This is a genomic window from Gordonia sp. SGD-V-85 (genome assembly GCF_001456905.1).
In the GTDB taxonomy this organism is placed as follows: domain Bacteria; phylum Actinomycetota; class Actinomycetes; order Mycobacteriales; family Mycobacteriaceae; genus Gordonia; species Gordonia hongkongensis.
Genome location: NZ_LNQO01000013.1, coordinates 70297 through 91463, shown reverse-complemented (window position 1 = coordinate 91463; position 21167 = coordinate 70297). Strand labels below are relative to the sequence as shown.

15 protein-coding genes, 2 pseudogenes and 1 other annotated feature are annotated in these 21167 nt (G+C 67.7%); of the genes and pseudogenes, 10 read left to right on the top strand and 7 right to left on the bottom strand.

All coding sequences use genetic code 11. From position 1 onward, the window contains the following. Window positions 1-3: 3 nt before the first annotated feature. Entirely contained in the window at window positions 4-1071 is a 1068-nt protein-coding gene (locus AS181_RS15865) for a thiamine ABC transporter substrate-binding protein (RefSeq protein WP_058252519.1), read from the bottom strand. A 299-nt stretch (window positions 1072-1370) separates the two neighbouring features. On the opposite strand from AS181_RS15865, the gene AS181_RS15860 reads away from it, so the two are divergent. The 5 genes from AS181_RS15860 (at window position 1371) to AS181_RS15840 (ending at window position 5964) form a co-directional block, all read left to right on the top strand. Then, complete coding sequence (locus AS181_RS15860) at window positions 1371-2201, top strand: Rv1157c family protein (protein ID WP_058252518.1); 831 nt, start codon at window positions 1371-1373, stop codon at window positions 2199-2201. Between the two features lie 199 nt (window positions 2202-2400). Further along, window positions 2401-2835, top strand: coding sequence for a GAP family protein (locus AS181_RS15855; RefSeq protein WP_265965993.1), 435 nt, complete (start codon window positions 2401-2403; stop codon window positions 2833-2835). A 234-nt stretch (window positions 2836-3069) separates the two neighbouring features. After that, window positions 3070-3972, top strand: coding sequence for a hypothetical protein (locus AS181_RS15850; protein ID WP_058252517.1), 903 nt, complete (start codon window positions 3070-3072; stop codon window positions 3970-3972). Window positions 3973-4024: 52 nt separating this feature from the next. Then, window positions 4025-5305: an alpha/beta hydrolase family protein gene (locus AS181_RS15845; RefSeq protein WP_058252516.1), complete on the top strand. Its 1281-nt coding sequence runs from the start codon at window positions 4025-4027 to the stop codon at window positions 5303-5305. Next, window positions 5302-5964, top strand: coding sequence for a lysoplasmalogenase family protein (locus AS181_RS15840; RefSeq protein WP_058252515.1), 663 nt, complete (start codon window positions 5302-5304; stop codon window positions 5962-5964). The genes AS181_RS15845 and AS181_RS15840 overlap by 4 nt, the downstream gene beginning before the upstream one ends. Before the next feature lies 1 nt (window position 5965). Here the strand turns inward: AS181_RS15840 and AS181_RS15835 are convergent, their stop codons facing one another. Further along, complete coding sequence (locus tag AS181_RS15835) at window positions 5966-6511, bottom strand: hypothetical protein (RefSeq protein ID WP_058252514.1); 546 nt, start codon at window positions 6509-6511, stop codon at window positions 5966-5968. A gap of 49 nt (window positions 6512-6560) precedes the next feature. Here AS181_RS15835 and AS181_RS15830 point away from each other — a divergent pair, with 49 nt between their 5' ends. Together AS181_RS15830 and AS181_RS15825 are read left to right on the top strand one after the other, a co-directional pair. Then, window positions 6561-7148, top strand: coding sequence for an HhH-GPD-type base excision DNA repair protein (locus AS181_RS15830; RefSeq protein ID WP_058252513.1), 588 nt, complete (start codon window positions 6561-6563; stop codon window positions 7146-7148). A gap of 69 nt (window positions 7149-7217) precedes the next feature. Continuing rightward, the gene (locus AS181_RS15825) at window positions 7218-8171 is read left to right on the top strand and encodes a hypothetical protein (protein WP_058252512.1); all 954 of its coding nucleotides are present in this window, start codon (window positions 7218-7220) and stop codon (window positions 8169-8171) included. A 27-nt stretch (window positions 8172-8198) separates the two neighbouring features. On the opposite strand, the gene AS181_RS15820 is transcribed toward AS181_RS15825, so the two are convergent. The 3 genes and pseudogenes from AS181_RS15820 to AS181_RS15810 form a co-directional block, all read right to left on the bottom strand. Then, entirely contained in the window at window positions 8199-9992 is a 1794-nt protein-coding gene (locus AS181_RS15820) for an HNH endonuclease signature motif containing protein (protein WP_058252511.1), read from the bottom strand. A gap of 298 nt (window positions 9993-10290) precedes the next feature. After that, window positions 10291-11647: pseudogene (locus tag AS181_RS15815) on the bottom strand (IS256 family transposase). A 34-nt stretch (window positions 11648-11681) separates the two neighbouring features. Continuing rightward, window positions 11682-12542, bottom strand: a complete 861-nt coding sequence (locus AS181_RS15810; RefSeq protein ID WP_082652954.1) for a CPBP family glutamic-type intramembrane protease — start codon at window positions 12540-12542, stop codon at window positions 11682-11684. Window positions 12543-12823: 281 nt separating this feature from the next. Here AS181_RS15810 and AS181_RS15800 point away from each other — a divergent pair. Next, window positions 12824-14106: pseudogene (locus tag AS181_RS15800) on the top strand (IS3 family transposase). Continuing rightward, window positions 13102-13230: a sequence feature (AL1L pseudoknot), on the top strand. (Overlaps the previous pseudogene by 129 nt.) A 451-nt stretch (window positions 14107-14557) precedes the next feature. Here AS181_RS15800 and AS181_RS15795 read toward each other — a convergent pair. After that, complete coding sequence (locus AS181_RS15795) at window positions 14558-15853, bottom strand: WS/DGAT domain-containing protein (protein WP_058252508.1); 1296 nt, start codon at window positions 15851-15853, stop codon at window positions 14558-14560. 26 nt (window positions 15854-15879) lie between these two features. Continuing rightward, window positions 15880-17121, bottom strand: coding sequence for an acyl-CoA dehydrogenase family protein (locus AS181_RS15790; protein WP_058252507.1), 1242 nt, complete (start codon window positions 17119-17121; stop codon window positions 15880-15882). Window positions 17122-17296: 175 nt separating this feature from the next. Here AS181_RS15790 and AS181_RS15785 point away from each other — a divergent pair, with 175 nt between their 5' ends. Both AS181_RS15785 and AS181_RS15780 read left to right on the top strand, forming a co-directional pair. Continuing rightward, complete coding sequence (locus tag AS181_RS15785) at window positions 17297-19702, top strand: acetyl-CoA acetyltransferase (RefSeq protein ID WP_435084560.1); 2406 nt, start codon at window positions 17297-17299, stop codon at window positions 19700-19702. A 143-nt stretch (window positions 19703-19845) separates the two neighbouring features. After that, window positions 19846-21087 carry an AI-2E family transporter gene (locus tag AS181_RS15780; RefSeq protein ID WP_058252505.1) on the top strand — a complete coding sequence of 414 codons (1242 nt, stop codon included), beginning with the start codon at window positions 19846-19848 and terminating at the stop codon, window positions 21085-21087. Window positions 21088-21167 lie beyond the last annotated feature (80 nt).

Genomic DNA, 21167 nt, shown 5'->3' with positions numbered 1-21167 from the left:
TCGTCACCGGCCGACCGCGGCACGCCACTGATCGAGCCACATCTCGCGGTTCTCCGCGATCGTGGCGGGCGGCAACGACGACATCCAGGCGGGCACCTCCGCGCGCGCCGGCCATCCCGCGGGCAGCGGGGTGTCGCGCTGCACCGGGTAGACATACATCGAGTTCGGGAGTTCTTTCTGCACAGTGGGACTCAGCATGAAATCGACGAGCCTGCGGGCGCCGGTCGAGTTCCGGGTGCCCTTCAGGATGCCGATGTACTCCACCTGCGGGAAGCAGCTGTCGAGCAGCGCGCTCGTCCCGGGCGTCGCCGCCGGCGACGAGGCGTAGGACAGCACGATGGGTTTGTCGCCACGGCCCTCTCCGGCGGTGAAGAGCTGGTTGTAGGCGACCTCCCAGCCCGAGACGATGGTCGCGCCGCCGCCGACGACCTGCTTCCAGTAGTCCTGCCAGCCGTTTCCGAGCGCACCGACGGTGGTGAGCAGGAACGCCGTGCCCGGCGAGGAGGTCGCCGGGTCGGTCACCGCGGTGAGCGAGGCGAATTCCGGGCGGGTCAGGTCGCGGAGGCTCGCCGGTGGGGTCAGAGACCTGGATTCGAACCAACCGTCGTCGATGTTGAGGCACACATCCCCGCGGTCGACGGCCGTGAGCTGCCCCTCCGCGCCGGGCACCGCGAAATCGGCGGCACCGTCGGCCGCGGCGGGTGACTCATAGGACTCCAGGGCGCCGGCGTCGATCGGACGCGAGGCGAAGGTGTTGTCGATGCCGAAGACCGCGTCTCCCTTGGGCGCACCCGGGGTCAGTGACACCGTCGACGCCAATTGCCCGGCGTCCCCGGACTTCACGATCTTCAGGGTCAGTCCGGTCTCCTGGCGGAACCCGTCGATCACCGACTCCGGCAGTTCGAAGGAATCGTGGGTGAGCAGCGTGACCTCGGCGCCCGACGACGAGTCGTCGGCGCACGCACTCGCCGACGTCGCGGCGAGAATGACGGCGACGGCACCGACCACCAGGCGCGTCAGTCGCGACCTCCCGCGTGGGCGACCCGACGCGTCAGCGCGCAGCTCTGTCACTTCAGACTCCTGTTCGACCGTCCCCGATCCCCGATTCTCCTCATCCAACCAGGTTGCCGCCTGTCCGTACGATTCAACCGCCCCGACGTCACTTCGATAACAATTGCATCAATTACCACAACAACCCCACCCGTAACAGACCGGCGGTCTGGACAGTGGAACCCGCGGGGGGCTTAGAATGACCCGCGACGACCCGGGTGAGAGGATGGACTGTCCGCTACCCGACACCCGGGCGGATGACACGACCCGCGAGGCGCTGATCGACTGATCGTCGGCGCCACGACCGTTAGGACACACCAGTGCGTTTCTCCCGGCCACTGAGGTTGCGATCCGGCCATGCCCCGCGTCGACTCCGGACCCGTCGACTCCTCGTCGCCGTGTCGGCGCTCGCGGCGGCGACCTCACTCGCGATGCCGATGGCCGCGCAGGCCGCCCCGGCCCCGAAGGTCGACCAGCGCGTGCTGGACTCGCTCGGCGCGTTCGCTCCCGCGATCATCGGCTCCGTGGCGACGCCCGGACCCGACGGCAAGGTCTCGGTCGACCTGCTCCGCCAGGCCCAGTCGTTCGCCGACACCCCCGGTATGCCGGCTGAGGTCAGCAAGATCTGGCGCTCGATCGCCGACTTCCTCGGCGAACCCGGCCGCAAGCAGGCCGCGCGTCAGCTCGCCGCCGAGCCCAAGCCCGGCGATCCCGAGATCCCGCAGGGCCCGAACGCCCCGAAGATCCAGGAATTCCTCTACCCGACCTTCGGCCTCGGCTGCATCCCCGGCGGCGGTTCGCTCGGTCGCGCCCTGGTCACCGCCGGACCGCAGGAGGCACCCGCCCCCGGCCCCAAGCGCGGCGAGAGCGGTTACGTCTACACCTCGCTCGGCACGGGTCCGGCGATCGACAACAAGGCCGCGCCGCTCACGGTCAGCTGGTTCAACGTCGACACCGGTCGCACGGGTACCACGACGCTCAAGCGCAACCCGAAGATCAACGTGAAGGAAGGCCCCGGCACTTTTACCGGTATCTCGCGAACCGGCAAGGGCCGCGTCATCTCGGCGATCCACGGCAACGTCACCACGAAGACGAAGGGCAAGGTCGTCTCCTGCACCATCGTCCCGGTGATCGGGCTCGCGATCATCTGATCTCTTCTCCTCTCACAGACGAAGGCACCCCGACTCATCGCGGGGTGCCTTCGTTCGTTACCGGTCGAGAGTTCCTCACGGGATGCGACCATGGCGTACGACGACACGGTCGGCGGCCACTTCGTGAGGATTCTCGATGGGACCCCTGCTCGGTGAGTTACTACCCCTTGCGGTGGGTGTCGCGGTGTCGCCCGGTTAAGTGAAGATCGCGCTCGGTGTCGTCCTGCTCGTCGTCGGGTTGCGTCAGTGGCGTTCCCGGCACGCGGAGTCCGCGACGCCGAAGTGGATGTCGGCCATCGACGAGATGCGTCCGGTGACCGCCATGGGTACCGCGTTCGCGCTGGCGGCGATCAATCCGAAGAATCTCGTTCTCTGCGGGGCGGCGGGTGTCTCGATCACCTCGGGCGCGCTGTCGATGCCGCAGGACGTGATCGCGGTGGCGATCTTCGCACTCCTGGCCTCGACCTCGGTCGTGGTCCCGGTCGTGGGCTACCAGCTCGCCGCGGCCCGCCTGCGCGATCCACTCGACCGCCACAAGTCGTGGCTGCAGGCGAACAACGCGACGGTGATGGCGGTGCTGATCCTGGTCATCGGAGTCGTGTTGATCGGCAAGGGAATCGGCGGCGCGAGCTGAGCGTGCCGACGGTGGTCGGCCTCTGTGCGGCGGTCCGAGGCCGTGCTCGCGGGCACTGAACCCGCAGTTCGCCGCGGTTTCGGTCTCTCGCGGATCGCGCCCATGTCACAGGTCGGACTCGCGACTTGCCGGGTTCCGAGTCTTCGTGGTCTCTTGTAACTCGAGTCCCATCTGTCACACCCGCCACACGTGGCGGGTGCTCGGCCGTCACAGCCGGTTGCCCCAAGGAGAGCCATGTCCCTCACGTCTCGGTTCACGCGTTCCGACGCTCCGCGTCGCGTCACTCGCAGCCGCGCGATCCAGCGCTGCGGCGCCGGTCTCATGGGTGTGGCGATCGCGGCGGCCACCCTCACCGCCACCTCGGCGCCGGCGACGGCCGAGCCCCTCATCCCCGCCAATCTGCTCGGCGCGCTGTCGATCCCGTTCGACGCCGAGCTGGCCGGGGCGGTACGTCTGCTCAAGGCCGCGGGTGTCGACCAGATCGCCGTGCAGGCCGCCCAGACGATCATGGGGAGCGCCGGACAACTCTCGGTCGAGGACATCGCCGGGCGTGCGGGAGCTCTCCCGCTCCCCGCGGCCGCCGAAGGCGCACCCGCGTCGGCCGCCACTCCGGTCGCGGCCCCGACCGACCCCATCGCCCTGCTGCGCACGCTCGGCATCCAGACGCTCACCCCGTCGGTGTCGCCGTTCTGCACCGCACCCACCGCCGACAACCCGCTCGGACTCGTCACCGCCGGGGCAGGGGCCGTGGCGGGTCCGTGGCCGATGAAGACCGACCCCCTGACCCAGCTCAAGCCGCTGCTCGACATGATCCCCGGCGTGAAGCTGCCCGAGAAGCTCAACCTCGTCGAGAAGGGCGAGACCGCATACGCTTTCGTGCCCGCCTCGCCGACGGCCGGTAGCGGCGGCAAGATGCAGGTCGCGTGGTTCAACACCAGCACGCTCCAGGGCGGCTTCGCCGATCTCGACCCGATCACCGACCGCACCGCGCTGACGGCGCTGCCCCTGCTGTCCGGGGTCCGGCTGGCACCGGTGAAGACCGGCAGCGGCACCATCCTGTCGGCAGTCTTCGGCAACGCCAGCAACGGTACCCAGAACTGCTGGTTCCTACCTGCCGTCGGCATCGTCAATGCCTGACACACAACGCCTTTCGCATCCTGTCACGCCTCACAGAACGAACTGACGACACATGAACCCCCACGGCAACACTTCGAAACCACGGAGTGCCCACCTCGCACGCGCCCTCGCGGCCGCAGCCGCCCTCACGATCGTCGTGGCCCCGGCCGCCTTCGGCATGACGGCGACGGCCGCGGCCGAACCTCCGGGAACATCGACGCCAGGCGTGGCCGAGCCGTCGGCAGAACCGTCGTCGACGGACAACAGCGCGCCCGCCGACGACAATGCGGGCACCGTCGACACGCGAGGTCCGGGACAGACGCCGGGCGCCGTCTACGCCAATCGCGAACTCCCCCGGGCACGTACGGTAGCGGGCGCCGGGTCCGGAAACGACTTCACGTACTGGAGCACCGGCGCCGACGGCAAGGCCCATCTGTCCTCGGGCGTGTTGATGGTGCCGGGCGGGCGGGCGCCGGCCGGCGGTTGGCCGATCGTCGCCTGGGCCCACGGTTCGCGCGGCATCGCCGACCGGTGCGCACCGTCGTCGCGGCCCACCGCCGAGGACACCGACGAGCTCAAGCGATGGCTCGGTCGTGGATATGCCGTCGTCAGTACCGATTACGCGGGCGTCGGGACCCCCGGCACGCCGCAGTACTACGATCTCGAGGCCACTGCCCGCAACATCGTCGACGCGGTGCGCGCCTCTCGGGACATCGCCGACAACCTGTCGCGCTCGTGGGCAGTGGTCGGCGAGGGCCAGGGAGCCGCGGCCGCGATCACGCTGGCCCGACTGGCCCCGACCATCCAGGGCGGCAAGCTCGACTTCAAGGGTGCCGCGGCGAGTTCGATTCCCGCCCAGTTCGGTTCGCTCGTGGCCAATCTCGGGCCGTCGTCCGCGGCGATGCCGTCCGGGCTGGCCGCCGACGCGCTGTACACGCTGAGCGCCATCCGCAACGCGCACTCCGACCTCGATCTCGACGCCTACCTCACCGACACCGGCAAGAAATGGCTGACCAAGGCCGCCGCGTCGTGTGTCACCGAGTTCGCGCGTGAGGTGGACGGTCTCGCCATCGGTTCGCTGTTCACCAAACCGCTGTCGGGGAACACCGAACTCACCGCCCTGCTGACCAAGGCGACCGAGCTGCCCACTCGCGGCTTCGAGCGTCCGGTCCTGATGACGCAGACCCTGCAGGACACCTCCGTCGTCGTACCGCTCACCCTCAAGTACCTCAACGACGCCCGGGTCGGCGACAGCAAGGTGTCGGCGCGTACCTATCTGACGCTTGACGGCGCCCAGTCGAAGCGGTTCTCCGACACCGACATCCGCGCCTTCGTCGCCCGCGTCCTGCGGTGAACCGAACGTTCCGGATCGCCTATGCGGCCACTGCCGCGGCAGCTACGATCGCCGGTTCGGTCGGTGATCGACGCAGCGCCGCGATCACCAAACCGCTGCCGATCGCGCTTCTCGCGGCGCGGGTGGCCGCCGGAGCACGACGCCGCCCGGTCGCCGACACCGTCGCCCTGGCGTCCGTCGTCGGGTTCTCCGCGCTCGGCGACCGGTTCATGTTGCAGGAGGAGTTCGAACACGACGACCCGGCGGCGAAGGATCGTTGTCTCCGCAGGGGTGCAACGTCTTTCGCGGGCGCACAGTTGAGCTACGCGGTCGCGATGTGGCGTGCCGGCGCACGACCGTCGGTTCGGTCCGTCACGCCGCGGGTGGGCGTTCTCGCCGAGTCGGCGACGGTGCTGAGCCGACACCGCCCTGCCCTGCTGCCGGTTCTGGGGACGTACGGCAACACGCTCGCGACGATGTCGGCGCTGGCGGCGGACGTGCCGGCGCCGCAGCCGCGCTTGCGGGCCGGCGGGTGGTTCTTCCTGCTCTCCGACCTCGCGATCATCAATCGACGACACCTGGTCACCGACACTCGACTCCGGGTGGCCGGCGAGGCCTGGGTGCTCGCGAGCTATTTCACCGCGCAGTACCTGCTGATCGGCGGACTCGCCGAACGGTGAGTCAGGCGACCGCGCGGCCCGAGCAGGTCGAGTACTTCGGATTGGTCATCGGAAAGAAGGCAAGCGCACCGATCTTCTGACGGATCGTGAAGGCGACGGGACCGCTGCCCGGATGGATGTCGACCTGCCATTTGACCGTGTACCCGCGGCCGGGAACCGTGGTGACGCCGGTACGTCCGGTCCGCAGGTTCCGCCACGACACCGACACCTCGTAGGTGTATTCGAGGGCCACGGCTCGGGCACGGTCGGTGCCGATGAGCGCGATGACGGGTCCGGGTAGTCCGTCCGCGGGGTGCCGGATCTGGTTGAACACGTCCACACGGACCTTGACCGTGCCTGCCGGCCAAGGGTTGACGCTGTCGCACCGCAGGGTGGTGACGTAGTTCGCCCCGTCGTCTGCCGGCGCGGCCACGGCGACGCCGGCACCGAACAGCGATACCGCCAGCGCCATCACGACGCCGGCCACCGTCGCGACCGTTCCCACTCCGACGCGCCCCCGCCGGCGTCTGCCGTTCTCGAAGCCGACCGTGTTCTCCCCGCTCATCATGGGGGCAGTCTAGAGCCGCACGCGGGTGCCGTCTGCCAGAATCGACCCCATGCCGAAGATCCAGATCGCGCAGGAACCCGCGGCCGACGAACTCCTCTCGACCGATTCGTTCGCCCTCCTCACGGGAATGCTCCTCGACCAGCAGTTCCCGATGGAACGGGCCTTCGCCGGGCCGGCCAAGATCCGCGACCGATTCGGCACGATGGATCCGGTCGAGATCGCCGACGCCGACCCCGAGGCGTTCGCCGACCTGTGTGCCACTCCCCCGGCCATCCACCGTTACGGACGGTCGATGGCCGGCCGGGTCCAAGCGCTCGCGAAAGTCGTCGCCGAGGAGTACGGCGGCGACGCCGCGCGCATCTGGACCGAGGCCGCCGACGGCGCGGACTTGATGAAGCGGTTGCGCGCCCTTCCCGGGTTCGGCGACCAGAAGGCCAAGATCTTCGTCGCGCTCGTCGCCAAGCAACTCGACGTCAAGCCGTCGGGCTGGACCAAGGTCGCCGGCGACTACAGCAAGAAGGGGTTCCGGTCGGTGGCCGACGTGACCGGCCCGGAGTCGCTGCAGAAGGTCCGCGACTTCAAGAAGGCGGCGAAGGCCGCCAAGGCGGCAGAGGCGCCGGCGACCGGTGCGCGGTAGCGACACCGCCCTTCGGAATCACCGAACCCTCGCCCCGAACGCCGGTCCGTTGGCCTAGGGTCGGAAAGCATGGAGTCCCTTCCGGATCGGCCGCCACCCGACCGTCGCCGCGTCGACCGTAGACCGGTGGCCACGGCGGACGCAGGCCGTGCGCTCGTCGAGATGCCGTTCCGACTCGGTTTCGCGGTCACCGGGGTGGTGCTCAGCGCAGCCGAGTCCGCAGTCGCCATCGCCCGCATCACGGCCGGGAGCGTGCAGAACGAGATCGCACTGGCAGTGGGCGTCGACGCCGACGAGCTCGGATCACTCCGGACGCCGCTCGCTCTCCTCAACCAGCTGTCCGAACTACTCGGCCCCGAGCGGCCGTTCGGCAGGATCCTGGCCAACGGCGGTCCGCTGGAACGACTTCTCGATCCCGGGGGTGTCGTCGACCGGCTCACCGCCCCGAACGGTCCGCTCGACAAGCTCACCGCCGAGGGCGGACTCCTCGACCAGGTCGCCGAGGAACGAGGCATCCTGGTGCGCCTCACCGCGAAGGGTGGACCGCTGGACCGGCTGACCCGGCCGGGTGGCGTGGTCGACCAGTTCACCGAGAACGAGGGCATCCTCGAGCGCCTCACCTCCGAGGGCGGCATCGTCGACAAGTTGACCGCGCCCGACGGCGTGCTGGAGAAGGTGACCGCCGCGGGAGGCATCCTGGACCGGCTCGCCGAGGACGACGGCCTGCTCGATCAGCTCCTGGGCGAGAACGGCGCGGTCGAGCGCGCGATCGCACCGGGCGGGCCGCTGGACCGGATCTCCGAGCTCACCGAGGTCATCGGGCAGCTCGGGCCCAACCTGCTCGCCATGCAGGAAACGGTCCACGAGCTCGCCGAGACCGTCGACCTGCTCAACCAGACGGTCGCACCGCTCGGCGGTCTCGCCGAGCGACTTCCCAAACGCCTCACCCGTCCGCCGAAGGGGTCGGGTGGCAACGGACACGGAGACGCCCCGGCGGACACGAACGGGTACCCGCGGAGTTAGCCGCCACAGGCCACGCCGAGCGCCGGGTCAGAATGGCGGGGGCTCGTCGTCGTGGGTTGTCGCTTGATGGTGGGTTGCCTCGTTCCGGGCGCGGCGGTTAGCTTCGCGCTGTTTGTTGTTGCGGGCACGTTCTTCTCGCCGCTTCGCGTGTTTGGCGGCGGTGCGTTCGGTGATCGTGCGCGGTTGTCGGCCTTGCTGTTGTCTGCCTTGCCGTTCGGGCACGATGGTCCGCGGACTGGGTGGTGCTTTCGCGGCTTGTTCGAACCGGATGCGACGCAGGTTCGGGAAGAGGTCTTCGAGGGTTTCGGCCTCGCCGGGGATGACAAACCCCTCGGGCGTGACGTATTCGGTGACCAGGCGGCCCTCGTCGTCGCGGTACTGCACATCGGTCCAGTCGCCGTGGGTCTTGTGCAGATGACCGGGACGGCATTTGGCGTTGAGGTTCTCACTCGAGGTCGCACCCCCGCGTGCCGGTCGGGCGTGGTCGTACTCGGCGACGTGATCGACATCGGCAGTGAAAGCCGAACGCGTGCAACCCGGCTCGGTGCAGTAGCCGTCGCGCACCCGCACGAACTCCGCACACGCACTCGTCGGCCGGTACGGGTCACCAGGCAGGGCAGCCGGGTAGACCACCACCATCTCCGACGACACCGGCTCCGTCGACGATGAGGTCGAAGTCGGGGGTGTCGACGCGTCACCCGCGCCGCCGGCATCGGCGTTGGTGTCGGTGCCCGCCGTATCCGGCTGTGGCGCGGCGATGTTCGCCGTCCGCTTGGTGTCGTCGTCGTATCCGCCCTCGCCGGCGACGACCTGCGTGGGTGGTGTGCGAATGGGGGTGACCGGCCTGATCGTCGCGTCGGGCCGGGCGGCGAGGTCGCGCACATGGTCATCGGAGATCACTCCGTGCCCGTCGACCCAGCCGGGTCCGGACCCGCCGGCCAGGGTGTCGGCGTCGGTGACGACATGGATCACGATCTCGGTACCCGCGGTGGCGCCGGCAGGATTGGGCAATGTTGCGGTGCAGTCGGACTGACCGCACGCGCAGGTGAACGCTGTTCGGGTGAGCAACGCGCACATGGCGTCGGACTTGCGTTCCCCGAGGGTGCGGCCATCGCGGTCGCACACTGATGCGGCCAACTCCCGTACCGAGGCGTTGGAAGCCCGGATGTTCTCGGCGGCCATGACCGCGGTGATCTCACCGGTGCCGTCACCGTGGTGCTCGGTCCACACCCCGCGTTTGTCGAGCGCTTCGCGGCGCCGTTCGCGGACGGCGTCGGCGTCGTGGCCGAAGACCAGGCGGTCGATCATGTCGCGCAAACCTGACGTCGACCACGACCCGGACCGGGAGCGCAGCAGGTCGGCGATCGATTCGTCGAGCACCTCGATGATCCGGCGGCTGTCGGGGTCGTCGGGGTCGAGAAGGTGATCATCGGACACCAAGTGGGTGCGTCCGATGATCTCGCGGATCTGGTGCGGCCCGATGATGCCGTCGCGCAACGTCTCCAACACCCGCGGCAGTCGGTCACGCAGACACAGCGCCTCGTCGACCAGCATCCCCGCCCGGTAGCGGGTGATCCCGGCCTCGCGCGAGACCCGGGCGACGATGTCACCGAAACCGTCCGAGACGTAACTGTTGCCGACCGTGGTCAGCAGCCGATCGCACAACACCAGGATCGTCTGGTAGCGGCACCACGCCAGATACGACTCGCCCGCGCGGATCGACCCCAGACGCTGCATATGGGTGGCGGTGTCGGCATCGGCCGGACAAGCAGGATCGACCCCGGCGAGGAACTCGCCCGGCAGATCGGTCCATGCCCCCACAGTGACTCCCCCCGAAGTCGTTGCCACCCGGCCTGGTTGACCGGATCAATTGATACGTCCAAGGTAGACCCGACCACCGACAAGAAATCGCGCCCGACGCGCAGTCCTCGACATCTGGCTATGGTCGGCGGCGCAGATCAAGTCGAATTCGATGAGACCGGGGACATTTCGTCGCCAACCCTTCGTGACGCGGCCCGGCCGCCGTCGTGGATCACGAAAGAACCGTTGTGCGCAGTGCGAGCCCTTCGGGTCTGTCCGATATTCGGTGTAAGCGGCGGTTTTCCGATTGCTCGGTGGGTCAGCGTTCTTCGGCTGCGGGCATACCATCGGCGAACGTGATGGCCAGGGCGTTGAGCGCTGGCTTCCAGCGTACGGCCCACTTCGTCTGACCGGTACCCTTTGGGTCCAGTGACCGGGTCACCAGGTACAGCGTTTTAAGTGCGGACTGCTCGTTCGGGAAGTGCCCGCGAGCGCGCACCGCACGCCGGTAGCGGGCGTTGAGACTTTCGATCGCGTTGGTGGAGCACAACACTCGCCGATTCTCGACGTCGTAGTCAAGGAATGGGATGAACTCCTCCCACGCGTTTTCCCACAGTGCCACGATCGCCGGGTATGGCGTCCCCCACTTTTCAGCGAATTCCTCCCACCGCAGCCGGGCCTCAGCGGCGGTCGGCGCGGTGTAGATCGGTGTGAGATCGGCGCTGATCTGATCCCAGTACTTGCGGGAGGCGTACTTGAAGGTGTTCCGGATCAGATGGATGATGCACGTCTGTACCGTGGCCAACGGGAATGCGGCAGATACACTGTCGAGCAACCCTTTCAACCCGTCACAGACAACGAAGAAGATGTCGCGGACACCCCGATTCTCGAGGTCGGTGAGCACCGCCAACCAGAACCTGGCCGACTCGCCGCCCCCGTCACCGGCCCACATGCCGAGGATGTCTGTGTGCCCGTCGAGATCAACACCGATCGCAGCATAGATCGGCCGGTTACGCACCTGCCCGTCACGGATCTTGACCATGATCGCGTCGACGAACACCGCCGCGTACACCTTCTCCAGCGGGCGCGCCCACCAACCCACCATCTCCTCGATGACCCGATCAGTGATGCGCGAGACGGTGTCTTTCGACACCGACCCACCGTAGACATCGGCGAAATGCGCCGAGATCTCACCGGTCGTGAGGCCTTTGGCATACAGCGACAGCACCACCCGATCCACATCGGTGACGCGACGCTTGCTCTTACCGACAATCACCGGGTCGAAGGTGCCGTTGCGGTCGCGGGAGACCTCGATCGACACCTGCCCGCACGCATCAGTCAGCACCCGTTTCGCGCGCGTGCCGTTACGCGCGCGTGCCGTTACGCGAATTGCCGGTGTTGCGGCCGGCCACGTCATGTTTGTCGTAGCCAAGATGTTCGGTCATCTCCTCATCGAGCGCGGCTTCGAGGACGCTCTTGGTCAAGGCTTTGAGCAGCCCGCCAGGACCGGTCAGCGCCACTCCCTGAGCGCGTGAGCTACGTACCAGATCGCTCACCAAAGCCTGCTCGGCCTTCGAGAGCTCACGCACCGCATCCGCAGTGGTGACATCGTGTTCCTGACCGGTCTGAACCGGCCCTGCCACCGGGGCATCCACGCCTCCGATTGTGTCGGTCATCGTCGTGATTCCTCCTGCCCCACGCCGGGGGCGATCACAACCACTTACACCGAATCAGCGACAGTCCCCGGAGCTCCGGAGCGGAGACGATGGTGACGCCGACGGCGGTTGCGATGAGTCCGGCGTTGACGATTAGGAGAGTGATGTCGGTGGCCGCCCGGGATATGGACACGATATCGACCATGCCGTGAAAGATCGCGATGACCAGAATGCTCGAGCGTGCGCTGTTGAACAGAAACGTCGTGAGGTAGGCGCCGAACAATAGACTCAGAATCCAACCAGGAATCATCAGGAGTCCCAGAGTCTGTAATCCGTAGGGATAGAGGAACAGTGGCAGATGCCAGCCAGCCCATCCCACGGCGAAGATGGTCGTGGCTCCGTACGCTGTCCAGCCGGCATCCTGCATGCTGGGGATGGCGTATCCGCGCCAGCCTGTCTCCTCGCCGAATCCGAAGAACACGATCTCAATCGGGACGAGCAGCCAACCCACGTGAGCAAACTCCTTCGACCCCAGGAACTCTGACCAGTCGACGGGCGAGCCTGCCAAAGTCGAAACCACGGCGCCGAGACCGAACAGCGCCAGCGGGAATGCGACTGCGAACACTATCCACACAAAAGGGACTCGCCAGCGGAACATTTGAGAGCACAATGCGATGACACTCGCGCGTCCCCCGTCGCGCCACCGGAGTACGACCGCCGCGATCAGTGGGCCGAGACTTCCCACGTAGTGCAGCCACTGCAGGCTGTCAGGCGCGAAGAGCATCGGTAACCAGATCGACCAGCTGATCAGGTACGCCAACGCGAAGAAGATCACGGTGCTACGCGGCAGGCCATGGCGCAACTTCGTCCACCATGAGTATTCGCCGGTGCTGGACTGACTTACTTCATCCGACATCCATGCCTCGTTCTTCGCTGCGCCTACAGGCCAGTAACACAGTAAGCGCGCCTTTCGGGCCCGCGCATGGGTCGAAGTTCCCGTCGTGGCACCGCTCCAGATGACAAGACGCGGTTGCAGGCTGAGCAACCCTAAGCGGGGGCACGGCGAACCGGAACAAGCCTGTCTCACACTGAGCCTGGATTAGGCTGAGGCCATGAGATGACGAGAAATTCACACCGGCGCCGGCTGAACCGCCCCGGGTTTGTCGGAGGCTCTCGAATCTGTGAAGGATGGAGAGCATGGCAGCACCACGGAAGTACAGCGTTGAGCTGAAGGAGCGGGCGACGCGGATGGCGGTGGAGGCCCGCAAGGACCCGGTCACGCGGCCGGGAGCGCTCAAACGGATCGGCGATCAACTCGGTGTGCACCCGGAGGCGCTGCGGACCTGGGTCAAGCAGGCCGAGATCGATGGCGGCGTCCGACCGGGTACCACGACCAGCGAGGCCGAGCGGATCGCACAGCTGGAACGGGAGAACCGTGAGCTACGGCGGACGAACACCATCTTGAAGCAGGCCTCGGCATTCTTCGCGGCGGAGATCGACCGCCCGCAGCGCTGATCGTGGAGTTCGTCGCCACTTTCCGCGGCGAACACGGAGTCGATCCGATCTGTGCGGCATTGCGCGATACGTCCGCCCAGATCGCTCCGTCCACGGTGCGAGCCCATCTGAGTTCTCGACGAGTCGAGGCGCCACGGGTGGTCCGTGACCGCGAGGTCCTCGGCGAGATCCGCACTGTGCATGCCGATAATCTCGGCGTCTACGGTGCCCGCAAAGTCCATGCCGAACTAGGCAGGAAGGGTGTCCGCGTGGCCCGGTGCACTGTCGAACGGTTGATGAAAGCTGGTGGGCTGCAGGGGATAACGAGGTTGAAGACACGCAAGACCACGCACAGCGAGGGGGCCGAAACTCCACGACCGGCAGATCGTGTGCAACGGCAGTTCACCGCGGCGGCGCCCAACGCGCTGTGGGTGGCCGACCTGACCTATATCCGCACCCACTCGGGGTGGGTGTATGCCGCGTTCATCCTCGATGTGTTCTCCAGGATGGTCGTGGGCTGGCAGGTCTCGACCACCATGCGCACCGACCTCGCGCTCGACGCCCTGGATATGGGGTTGTGGGCGCGCTCGCGTGCCGGCCAGGACGTGGCCGGGCTGATTCACCACTCCTACCGCGGCGCCCAGTATCGAGCCATCCGCTACACCGAACGCCTCGCCGAAGCCGATGCGGTGACTTCTGTTGGCTCTAAGGGTGATTCGTATGACAATGCGATGGCCGAGGCGTTCAACTCGTTGTCCAAGGCCGAATGCATCCGCAACCCAGTGATGCGTCCTCGAGGTGGCTGGGGTGGTGTCGGCGAGGTCGAGATCGCCGTCGCCGAGTACATCGATTGGTTCAATCACCGCCGTTTGCACGGCGAGATCGGCCACGTCCCACCCGTCGAGTACGAGGACGCCTACTGGTCGACCCACACGGTCACCAGCTACCGTGAGAACCCGGTCCCGGCATCCGCTGGAACCAACTAACCGAGCCTCCAGCAAACCCGGGGCGATTCACATGACCGCTTCCAGTCCGGCGTGCGACACCAGGTTGTCGTCGTCGAACATGGCGGACGTGGCGGAGAACGTGTGCGATACTTTCACTGAAAGTGCCTTCTGAGCTGGAATGTTTTGTGTCTCAACACCACCAATCATTCCAGCTCAGAGGGCATTCTCACGTTATCGACACCCCGCACCCGTCCACGGATCCAGGCTGAGGAGCGAGCTTGCGAGCGTCACGAAGGGTCTTGGTGAGTCGGGTTGCGAAGACCCTTCGTGACGCGCCCTCCGCAAGCTCCGGACGCTCCTCAGGGAGCAGGGGGTGACGCGCCCTCCGCAAGCTCCGGACGCTCCTCAGGGAGCAGGGGCGTGACGCGCTCTCCGCAACTGGGTCTGGGGTTCTTTCGGTGCCGAGCGGAGGGGCCGCCGCGGCGTGCACTCAGACACCCAGCGCTCGCGCGAGCAGTTCCACGTACCGATCCACATCGTTCATGACATCCGGGCTCGTGGTCACCGAGATCGCGATCCGGTCGCCGATTCCGTGTACGCCGTGAGTCAGTCCCTGAGCCGGCGACAGCGCGGGAAATCCTGTGGTGAAAAGGATCTCACCGCCGCCGAGGTCGAAATCGGCGGCCCCGCGGTTCACCGACGAGACCACCGTGACGCCGGTGACCGTCGCCGGCGGGTGGTCGAGATCGAACGATCGGTTCCCCCATCGGGTCAGGATCGCCGGTGTCGACTCCGACGCCCGACGCTGCGCGGCCCGCAGCGGGTCGGCCTCGGCCGCGCGTGCGGCGGCGATCTCGGCGTCGATGAGTCGTGCGCGCTCGACCAGATCGTCGACGTCGACGTGCAGATCGATCCCCGCGTTGCGGAAATGGTTGCGCGCTCGACCTTCTCCGCCACGCCCGACCGTCAGCTCCGCGCCGTATCGCCGATCCCGGTCACCCAGATACTCCGGGAGCGCCACCGAGATCGCGGTGAGTACGGCGACCGTGACCGGTACTCCGGGTCCGCTGAGTTGATCACGCGCGACGACCAACACACGCAGGATGCGCCGCGGTCCGGGAGGGACGTTCAACCGAGTCGGCGCATATCCCGCCGTTCCCGGCACGGATGCCGAGGCGAGACGCGCCGCGCGAACCCCACGCCACGCTGTCGTGACGAACTCGCCGGGAAATCGAAGCACTCCGCCGAGCACCGTACCGGCGTCGACCATCAACTCGCGGAAGGGTGAACGCACCTCGGACACCGGTCGTCGTGGAGGCGCAGGAGCCGTGAACCAGTCGCGCGCGATCCGCGACATCCGACGTCCGTCACCCAGGGCGTGACAGACCTGGAGCACGACGACGACAACCGGACCCGTCGCCGCCGGGACGTCGACGACCGGACCGAAGAGGTGCGCCCGCCACGCATCCCGCGTGGGATCGAGCGGTTGGGCGATGAGCCCGGCGATCTCCGTCAGACACGACGACCACGTGCGGCTCGACGGGGCCACGCGGACCTGGTCGTCGGCGGGCCGGACGGATTCCCAGTACGGGCGGTCGGCCGTGCCCGGGACATCTCGTATCCGGAGGCACAGATCGTCGACATGCGCCGCCCGCAGCCGGAGTCGCGCCGCGCAGTCCTCGATCGAACTGCGCGGCGCGGCACAGCAATACACCAGGAACTCGTCGTTCGGGATGCGCTGCGACATCCAGTACGACACCGCGTCCGCCGCGGCCATCCGGTGCATGGCCGCCAGCGTAGCGGCACGGCGTGCTACTTCTGCCCGGCGCTCCAGGCGTACGGCAGGTCGGCGCCGTTGAGCACGTGGTCGCCGACCGCCTGCAGCTTGAAGATCAGCGGGTTGTGCACCGAGATCACCCGCGCGTTGCGCCAGTGGCGATCCAGGCGCAGACGCTCGGAGGTGATCGACGCGCCGCCGACCTCGAAGAGCTGCGTGGTCGCGTCGAGCACGGCGGGGATGACGGCGGCCTGGGCACGGGCGACATCGAATTCGACGCGGTCGAGGAGCGCGGCGTCCTCCCAGCCGGCGAGGGCGAGCTCGTCGAGCTCGTCGGCGATGTCGAGGACCAGCGTGCGCGCGGTGTAAGCCGCCGCCGACAACCGGCCGATCACCTGCTGCACCAACGGATCATGACGCGGCAGGTCGGCGGTCGAGTGCGTGAAGGTGCGCGTGCGATTACGCACCCACTCCACGACGTCGTCGGTGGCGCGTGCCGCGATGCCCGCGAGCACCGAGAGCTGCACGAGTTGCAGGTACGACGTCGCGTAGGTGCGCCCCTCCCCGCCGTAACCCGGGCCGAGCACCCGCTCGGCCGGCACCTCGACACCAGCGAACTCGGTGGTGCCACTCGCGGTCAGGCGCTGGCCGAAGCCATCCCAGTCGTCGTGCTGGGTGACACCGTCGGCGTCGGCGTCGACGAGCACCGAGACGCGCTCCCCGTCCTGGTCTGCGGCGACGAGGATGTGATCGGAGTAGAGGCTGCCGGTGCTGTAGTACTTGGTGCCGTCGAGCCGGAACCCGTTGCCGTCCGCGCTCGCCGGGTCGGGGGTGAGGCGCGTCTGATAGCGGTCGATGGCACCGACGCCGGGCTCGGTGATTGCGTTGCCGACCAGCGTCCCCTCACCGACCTTGCGCAACCACTGCTGCGCGGCCTCATCCGGGAGTGCGGACAACTGGTCCTCGACGAACGACCAGTGCACGCGCAGGGCCTGCGGCAGATTGGACTCCGCGGCAGCCAGATCGATGAGCAGCCGGAACAACTGCCGGATCGACGCACCGTATCCGCCGAGTTCCACCGGCACGCGCAGCGCGCCGAACTTCGCCTCCCGCAGCCAGGAGACCTCGTCGTGTGCGAGCCTGCGGTCGTCCTCGCGCTGCACGGCGCCTTCGGCGATCCGGGCGAAGATCGGTGCGAACACCTCGTCTAGACGCTCGTCCGTCGTTCCGGTGGTGGGCCGGTTGATTTGCTCGGTGGACGGCACAGTGGACGTCATCGGGGGTCCTTTCGATCGCAGACTGGTCGGCGACAGTCTGGTCGGCTCCGCACCGGCCGACCACGGTTGCAACCGCGCTGACCGCAACGCTGACGTTCCGGGCGCGTGCACCGCACACTGGCGCTCCGACGCTCGTCGGCCACCTCCGATGAGACCCCGGTCACGCCATGTGTCAATGTTTGGTATGCCAACAACGCTCGTTGATATCGATCCGACCACCCCCGTCGTCGTCGGCGTGGGCCAGGCATCGGAACGCCTGACCGATCCCGGATACGAGGCGCTCGGCGAGGCCGACCTCGCCGCCCGGGCGGTGACCGCCGCATTCGCCGACGCCGGAAGCGACGTCGCCGGGTCGATCGACACGATCGCCGCGATCCGCTCGTTCGAGATCTCGAGCCCGTTGTCGTCGTCACCGCTGGGCCGACCGGACAACATGCCGCGCGCGGTCGGCAACCGGATCGGGGTGGACCCACGCCGCGCCGTGCAGGCCGTGACCGGCGGCCAGACCCCGCAGACGATGCTCACCGAACTCGCGGCGGCAATCGCCGCCGGCGACTCCGAGGGGGCCGTGGTGTTCGGCGCCGAGGTGATGTCGACGGTCCGCCACCTCATGTCCCAGCCGGAGAATCAGCGCCCGAACTTCGCCGAGGAGGTCGGCGGTCAGCTCGACGACCGCGGCTTCGGGCTCAAGGGCATCATCTCGGTCGCCGAGATGCGGCACGGCCTCGCGTCGGTGTTGCCGCAGTACGCCCTGCTGGAGAACGCCCGCCGCCACGCCTCCGGCCTGGGCCGCGACCCCTACATCGCCACGATGGGTGAGTTGTTCGCGCCGTTCACCGAGGTCGCCGCCGCCAACCCGCACTCGGCCGCCCCGACGGCGCGCACCGCCGACGAACTCATCACCGTCACCCCCGAGAACCGGATCGTGTCCGATCCGTTCACCCGGTACATCGTGGCGCGCGATCAGGTCAACCAGGCCGCAGCCGTGGTCGTGATGTCGGTGCGGGCCGCGCAGGCCGCCGGCATCGACCCCGCGAAATGGGTTTTCCTGCACGGTCATTCGTCGACGGTGGAACGCCCGGTCCTGGCTCGCCCCGAATTGTCCTCCGCTCCTGCGGCTCCCGCGGCGGTGCGGCATGCGCTGCAGGTCGCCGGGATCGGGCTCGACGACATCTCCGTGGTCGACATCTACAGCTGCTTCCCGATCGCGGTGTTCAACGTCCTCGACGGGATCGGCATGTCGCCCGACGATCCGCGCGGGCTGACCGTGACGGGTGGCCTGCCGTTCTTCGGCGGGCCGGGCAACAACTACTCGCTCCACGCGATCGCCGAAGTCGTCACCCGCGTCCGGCGATCGCCGGGTGACTACGGTCTCGTCGTCGCCAACGGCGGTGTGCTGAGCAAGCATGCCGCGGGTGTCTATTCGACGACGCCGGCACCGTGGCGTCCGGACACCAGCGGTCAGGTCCAGGCCGAGCTCGACGCGGTACCGACCGTTCCCACGATCGCCGACGCCGACGGCGCCGCGGTCGTCGAGACCTACACGGTCATCCCGCAGAAGAACGGCCGCCGCACCGGTGTGGTGATCGGCCGGCTGGTCGATCCGACCGTTCCGGAGGGACTCGGCGCCCGCTTCGTGGCCAATCTCGATTCCGACGACGACGAACTCTTCGACCTCCTCCTCACCGCCGAGGACCCCGTCGGCACGCCGATCGTCGTGCGGTCTTTCGACAAAGGCAATCGGGTGGCCCTGACCTCCGCGGCCATGAACTCCCGGCATCCGGTCGTCGCGCCGGCGTTCCGCGACTCCTACGAGCACGTCGAGATCCGTCGCGACGGTCGGCTGCTCGAGGTGACCATCAACCGGCCCGACGCGCGCAACGCGTTGAACCCCGCCGCGAACGCCGAACTCGACTCGATCTTCGAGGCCTACTTCGCCGATCCCGACCTGTGGGTGGCGATCTTGACGGGCAAGGGCGACAAGGCCTTCTCCGCGGGCAACGATCTCGCGGCGACCGCGGGGCCCGCCGCCCTGTCGGTGCCGAAGAACGGGTTCGCCGGACTCACCTCGCGGCGCAGCCTGCCCAAACCGGTGATCGCGGCGGTCAACGGCTTCGCGCTCGGCGGCGGCTGCGAGATCGCGATGGCCTGTCACATCGTCGTGGCCGACGAGGACGCATCGTTCGGACTGCCCGAGGTGAAGGTGGGTTTGGCGGCCGCCGCGGGCGGTCTGGTCCGCCTGCCGCGGATGATCCCGCCCGCGCTCGCACGCGACATGATCCTGACCGGGCGTCGGATCTCGGCCGCCGAAGCCGCGGCCGCCGGACTGGTGAGCCGGATCGCCCCCGCCGGAAAGGTTCTCGAGACCGCACGCGGCGTGGCCGAGGAGATCCTGGCCGCCTCTCCGACGTCGGTACGGGCGTCGATCGCCACCATGGAACAGTCCGACGCCATCACCGACACGGTCGACGCCGTCCACGCCAGCACCTCGGTGCTCGACTCGCTCGTGATCAGCGGCGACACCCTCGAAGGGATCATGGCGTTCGTGATGAAGCGGACGCCGAACTGGAAAGGCCACTAGAGACTCATCGAAGACGAAAGCGCACGGAAAACGCGCGGATGGTCGTCGGATGCTGAACACTTGACGGCGGCCACTCCGCGCGCTCCCGCGCGTGGGTGGCCGCTGTTTCGACGTAACAGTCGTGTCCAGAAAGGCGGCACACCATGTCCGGTAGCAGTGAGGCACGCGGAACCAAGTCCTCCAAACGCACACCCCCACCACCGTCGTACCGGGTCGATCCCCCCGACTGGACACTGCCGCGGGGCACCATCGTGCTCCTCACGATCGCCGGCCTCGTCGTCGCCATCGGCGGCATCAAATCGGTGGCGTCGCTGGTCGGTCCGGTCTTTCTCGCGCTGATGCTCACCGTCGCCGTCCAGCCGGTCCCGAACTGGTTGCGCAAGAAGGGCTTCCCGCGGTGGGCCGCCTTCGTGACGACGGTGCTCCTCGTCTACGGAATCCTCATCGGGCTGTTCGCGGCGCTGGTGTTCTCCGTCGCGCGCCTGGCATCGATCCTGCCGCAGTACGACGACAAGTTCGACGACCTCGTCACCGGCTTCCAGAACTTCCTCACCAGCCACGGCGTCAGCCACGACAAGGTGCAGGACATGATCTCCCATGTCGACACCAGCAAGGTCGTAGGTGCCGTGACCGACGTGCTGAGCAGCACGTTCAGCGTGGCCTCGGCGCTCGTGCTCGTCCTCGCCCTGCTACTGTTCATGGCCGCGGACTCGGTCGGCTTCGACGACCGGATGAACATCCTGGACCGGATGCGCCCCGACATCGCATCGGCCTTCCGTTCGTTCTCGCAGGGGACGCGCAGCTATCTGTGGGTGTCGACGGTCTTCGGCCTGATCGTCGCCGTGCTCGACAGCGTGGCCCTCGCGTTGCTGTCCATCCCGCTCCCCATCCTCTGGGGCCTGCTGTCGTTCATCACCAACTACATCCCGAACGTCGGCTTCATCATCGGTCTGGTCCCACCCGCGCTGCTCGGACTGCTCGTCGGGGGGCCCACGAAGATGATCGTCGTCATCGTCGTCTACAGCGCGATCAACGTCATCATCCAGTCGGTCATCCAACCGAAATTCGTCGGCGACGCGGTCGGATTGTCGACCACCCTGACCTTCCTGTCCCTGCTCTTCTGGGCCTGGGCGATCGGGCCGCTGGGCGCGATCCTCGCGGTGCCGCTGACCCTGCTCGCCAAGGCCTTGCTCATCGACATCGACCCCGCCACCCGCTGGGCAGACGTGCTGCTGTCGTCGGGCGGGCAGCCGAAGAGCCCGGACCCGACCGAGGCGGGGACATCCGACGACGACACGAGAGAACCCGCGAAGACCACGGGCACGAAGGGTGAGGATCCGCCACCCGGATCGGCCCCGGGCGTCACACTGGAACCGGAAACGTGAGGCGGGCTACGCACCGCGCCGATCATTGGGTAGATTCCCTTTCGACCCCAATCTGACCACAACCGTTTACAGATAGGTTG

What these genes read in the sequence shown, in the direction of transcription:
- AS181_RS15850 (WP_058252517.1), top strand. Translation starts at nt 3,070, where the DNA reads ATGTCCCTCACGTCTCGGTTCACGCGTTCCGACGCTCCGCGTCGCGTC.
- AS181_RS15845 (WP_058252516.1), top strand. Translation starts at nt 4,025, where the DNA reads ATGAACCCCCACGGCAACACTTCGAAACCACGGAGTGCCCACCTCGCA.
- AS181_RS15835 (WP_058252514.1), bottom strand. Translation starts at nt 6,511, where the DNA reads ATGATGAGCGGGGAGAACACGGTCGGCTTCGAGAACGGCAGACGCCGG.
- AS181_RS15830 (WP_058252513.1), top strand. Translation starts at nt 6,561, where the DNA reads ATGCCGAAGATCCAGATCGCGCAGGAACCCGCGGCCGACGAACTCCTC.
- AS181_RS15825 (WP_058252512.1), top strand. Translation starts at nt 7,218, where the DNA reads ATGGAGTCCCTTCCGGATCGGCCGCCACCCGACCGTCGCCGCGTCGAC.
- AS181_RS15810 (WP_082652954.1), bottom strand. Translation starts at nt 12,542, where the DNA reads ATGTCGGATGAAGTAAGTCAGTCCAGCACCGGCGAATACTCATGGTGG.
- AS181_RS15795 (WP_058252508.1), bottom strand. Translation starts at nt 15,853, where the DNA reads ATGCACCGGATGGCCGCGGCGGACGCGGTGTCGTACTGGATGTCGCAG.
- AS181_RS15790 (WP_058252507.1), bottom strand. Translation starts at nt 17,121, where the DNA reads ATGACGTCCACTGTGCCGTCCACCGAGCAAATCAACCGGCCCACCACC.
- AS181_RS15785 (WP_435084560.1), top strand. Translation starts at nt 17,297, where the DNA reads ATGTTTGGTATGCCAACAACGCTCGTTGATATCGATCCGACCACCCCC.
- AS181_RS15780 (WP_058252505.1), top strand. Translation starts at nt 19,846, where the DNA reads ATGTCCGGTAGCAGTGAGGCACGCGGAACCAAGTCCTCCAAACGCACA.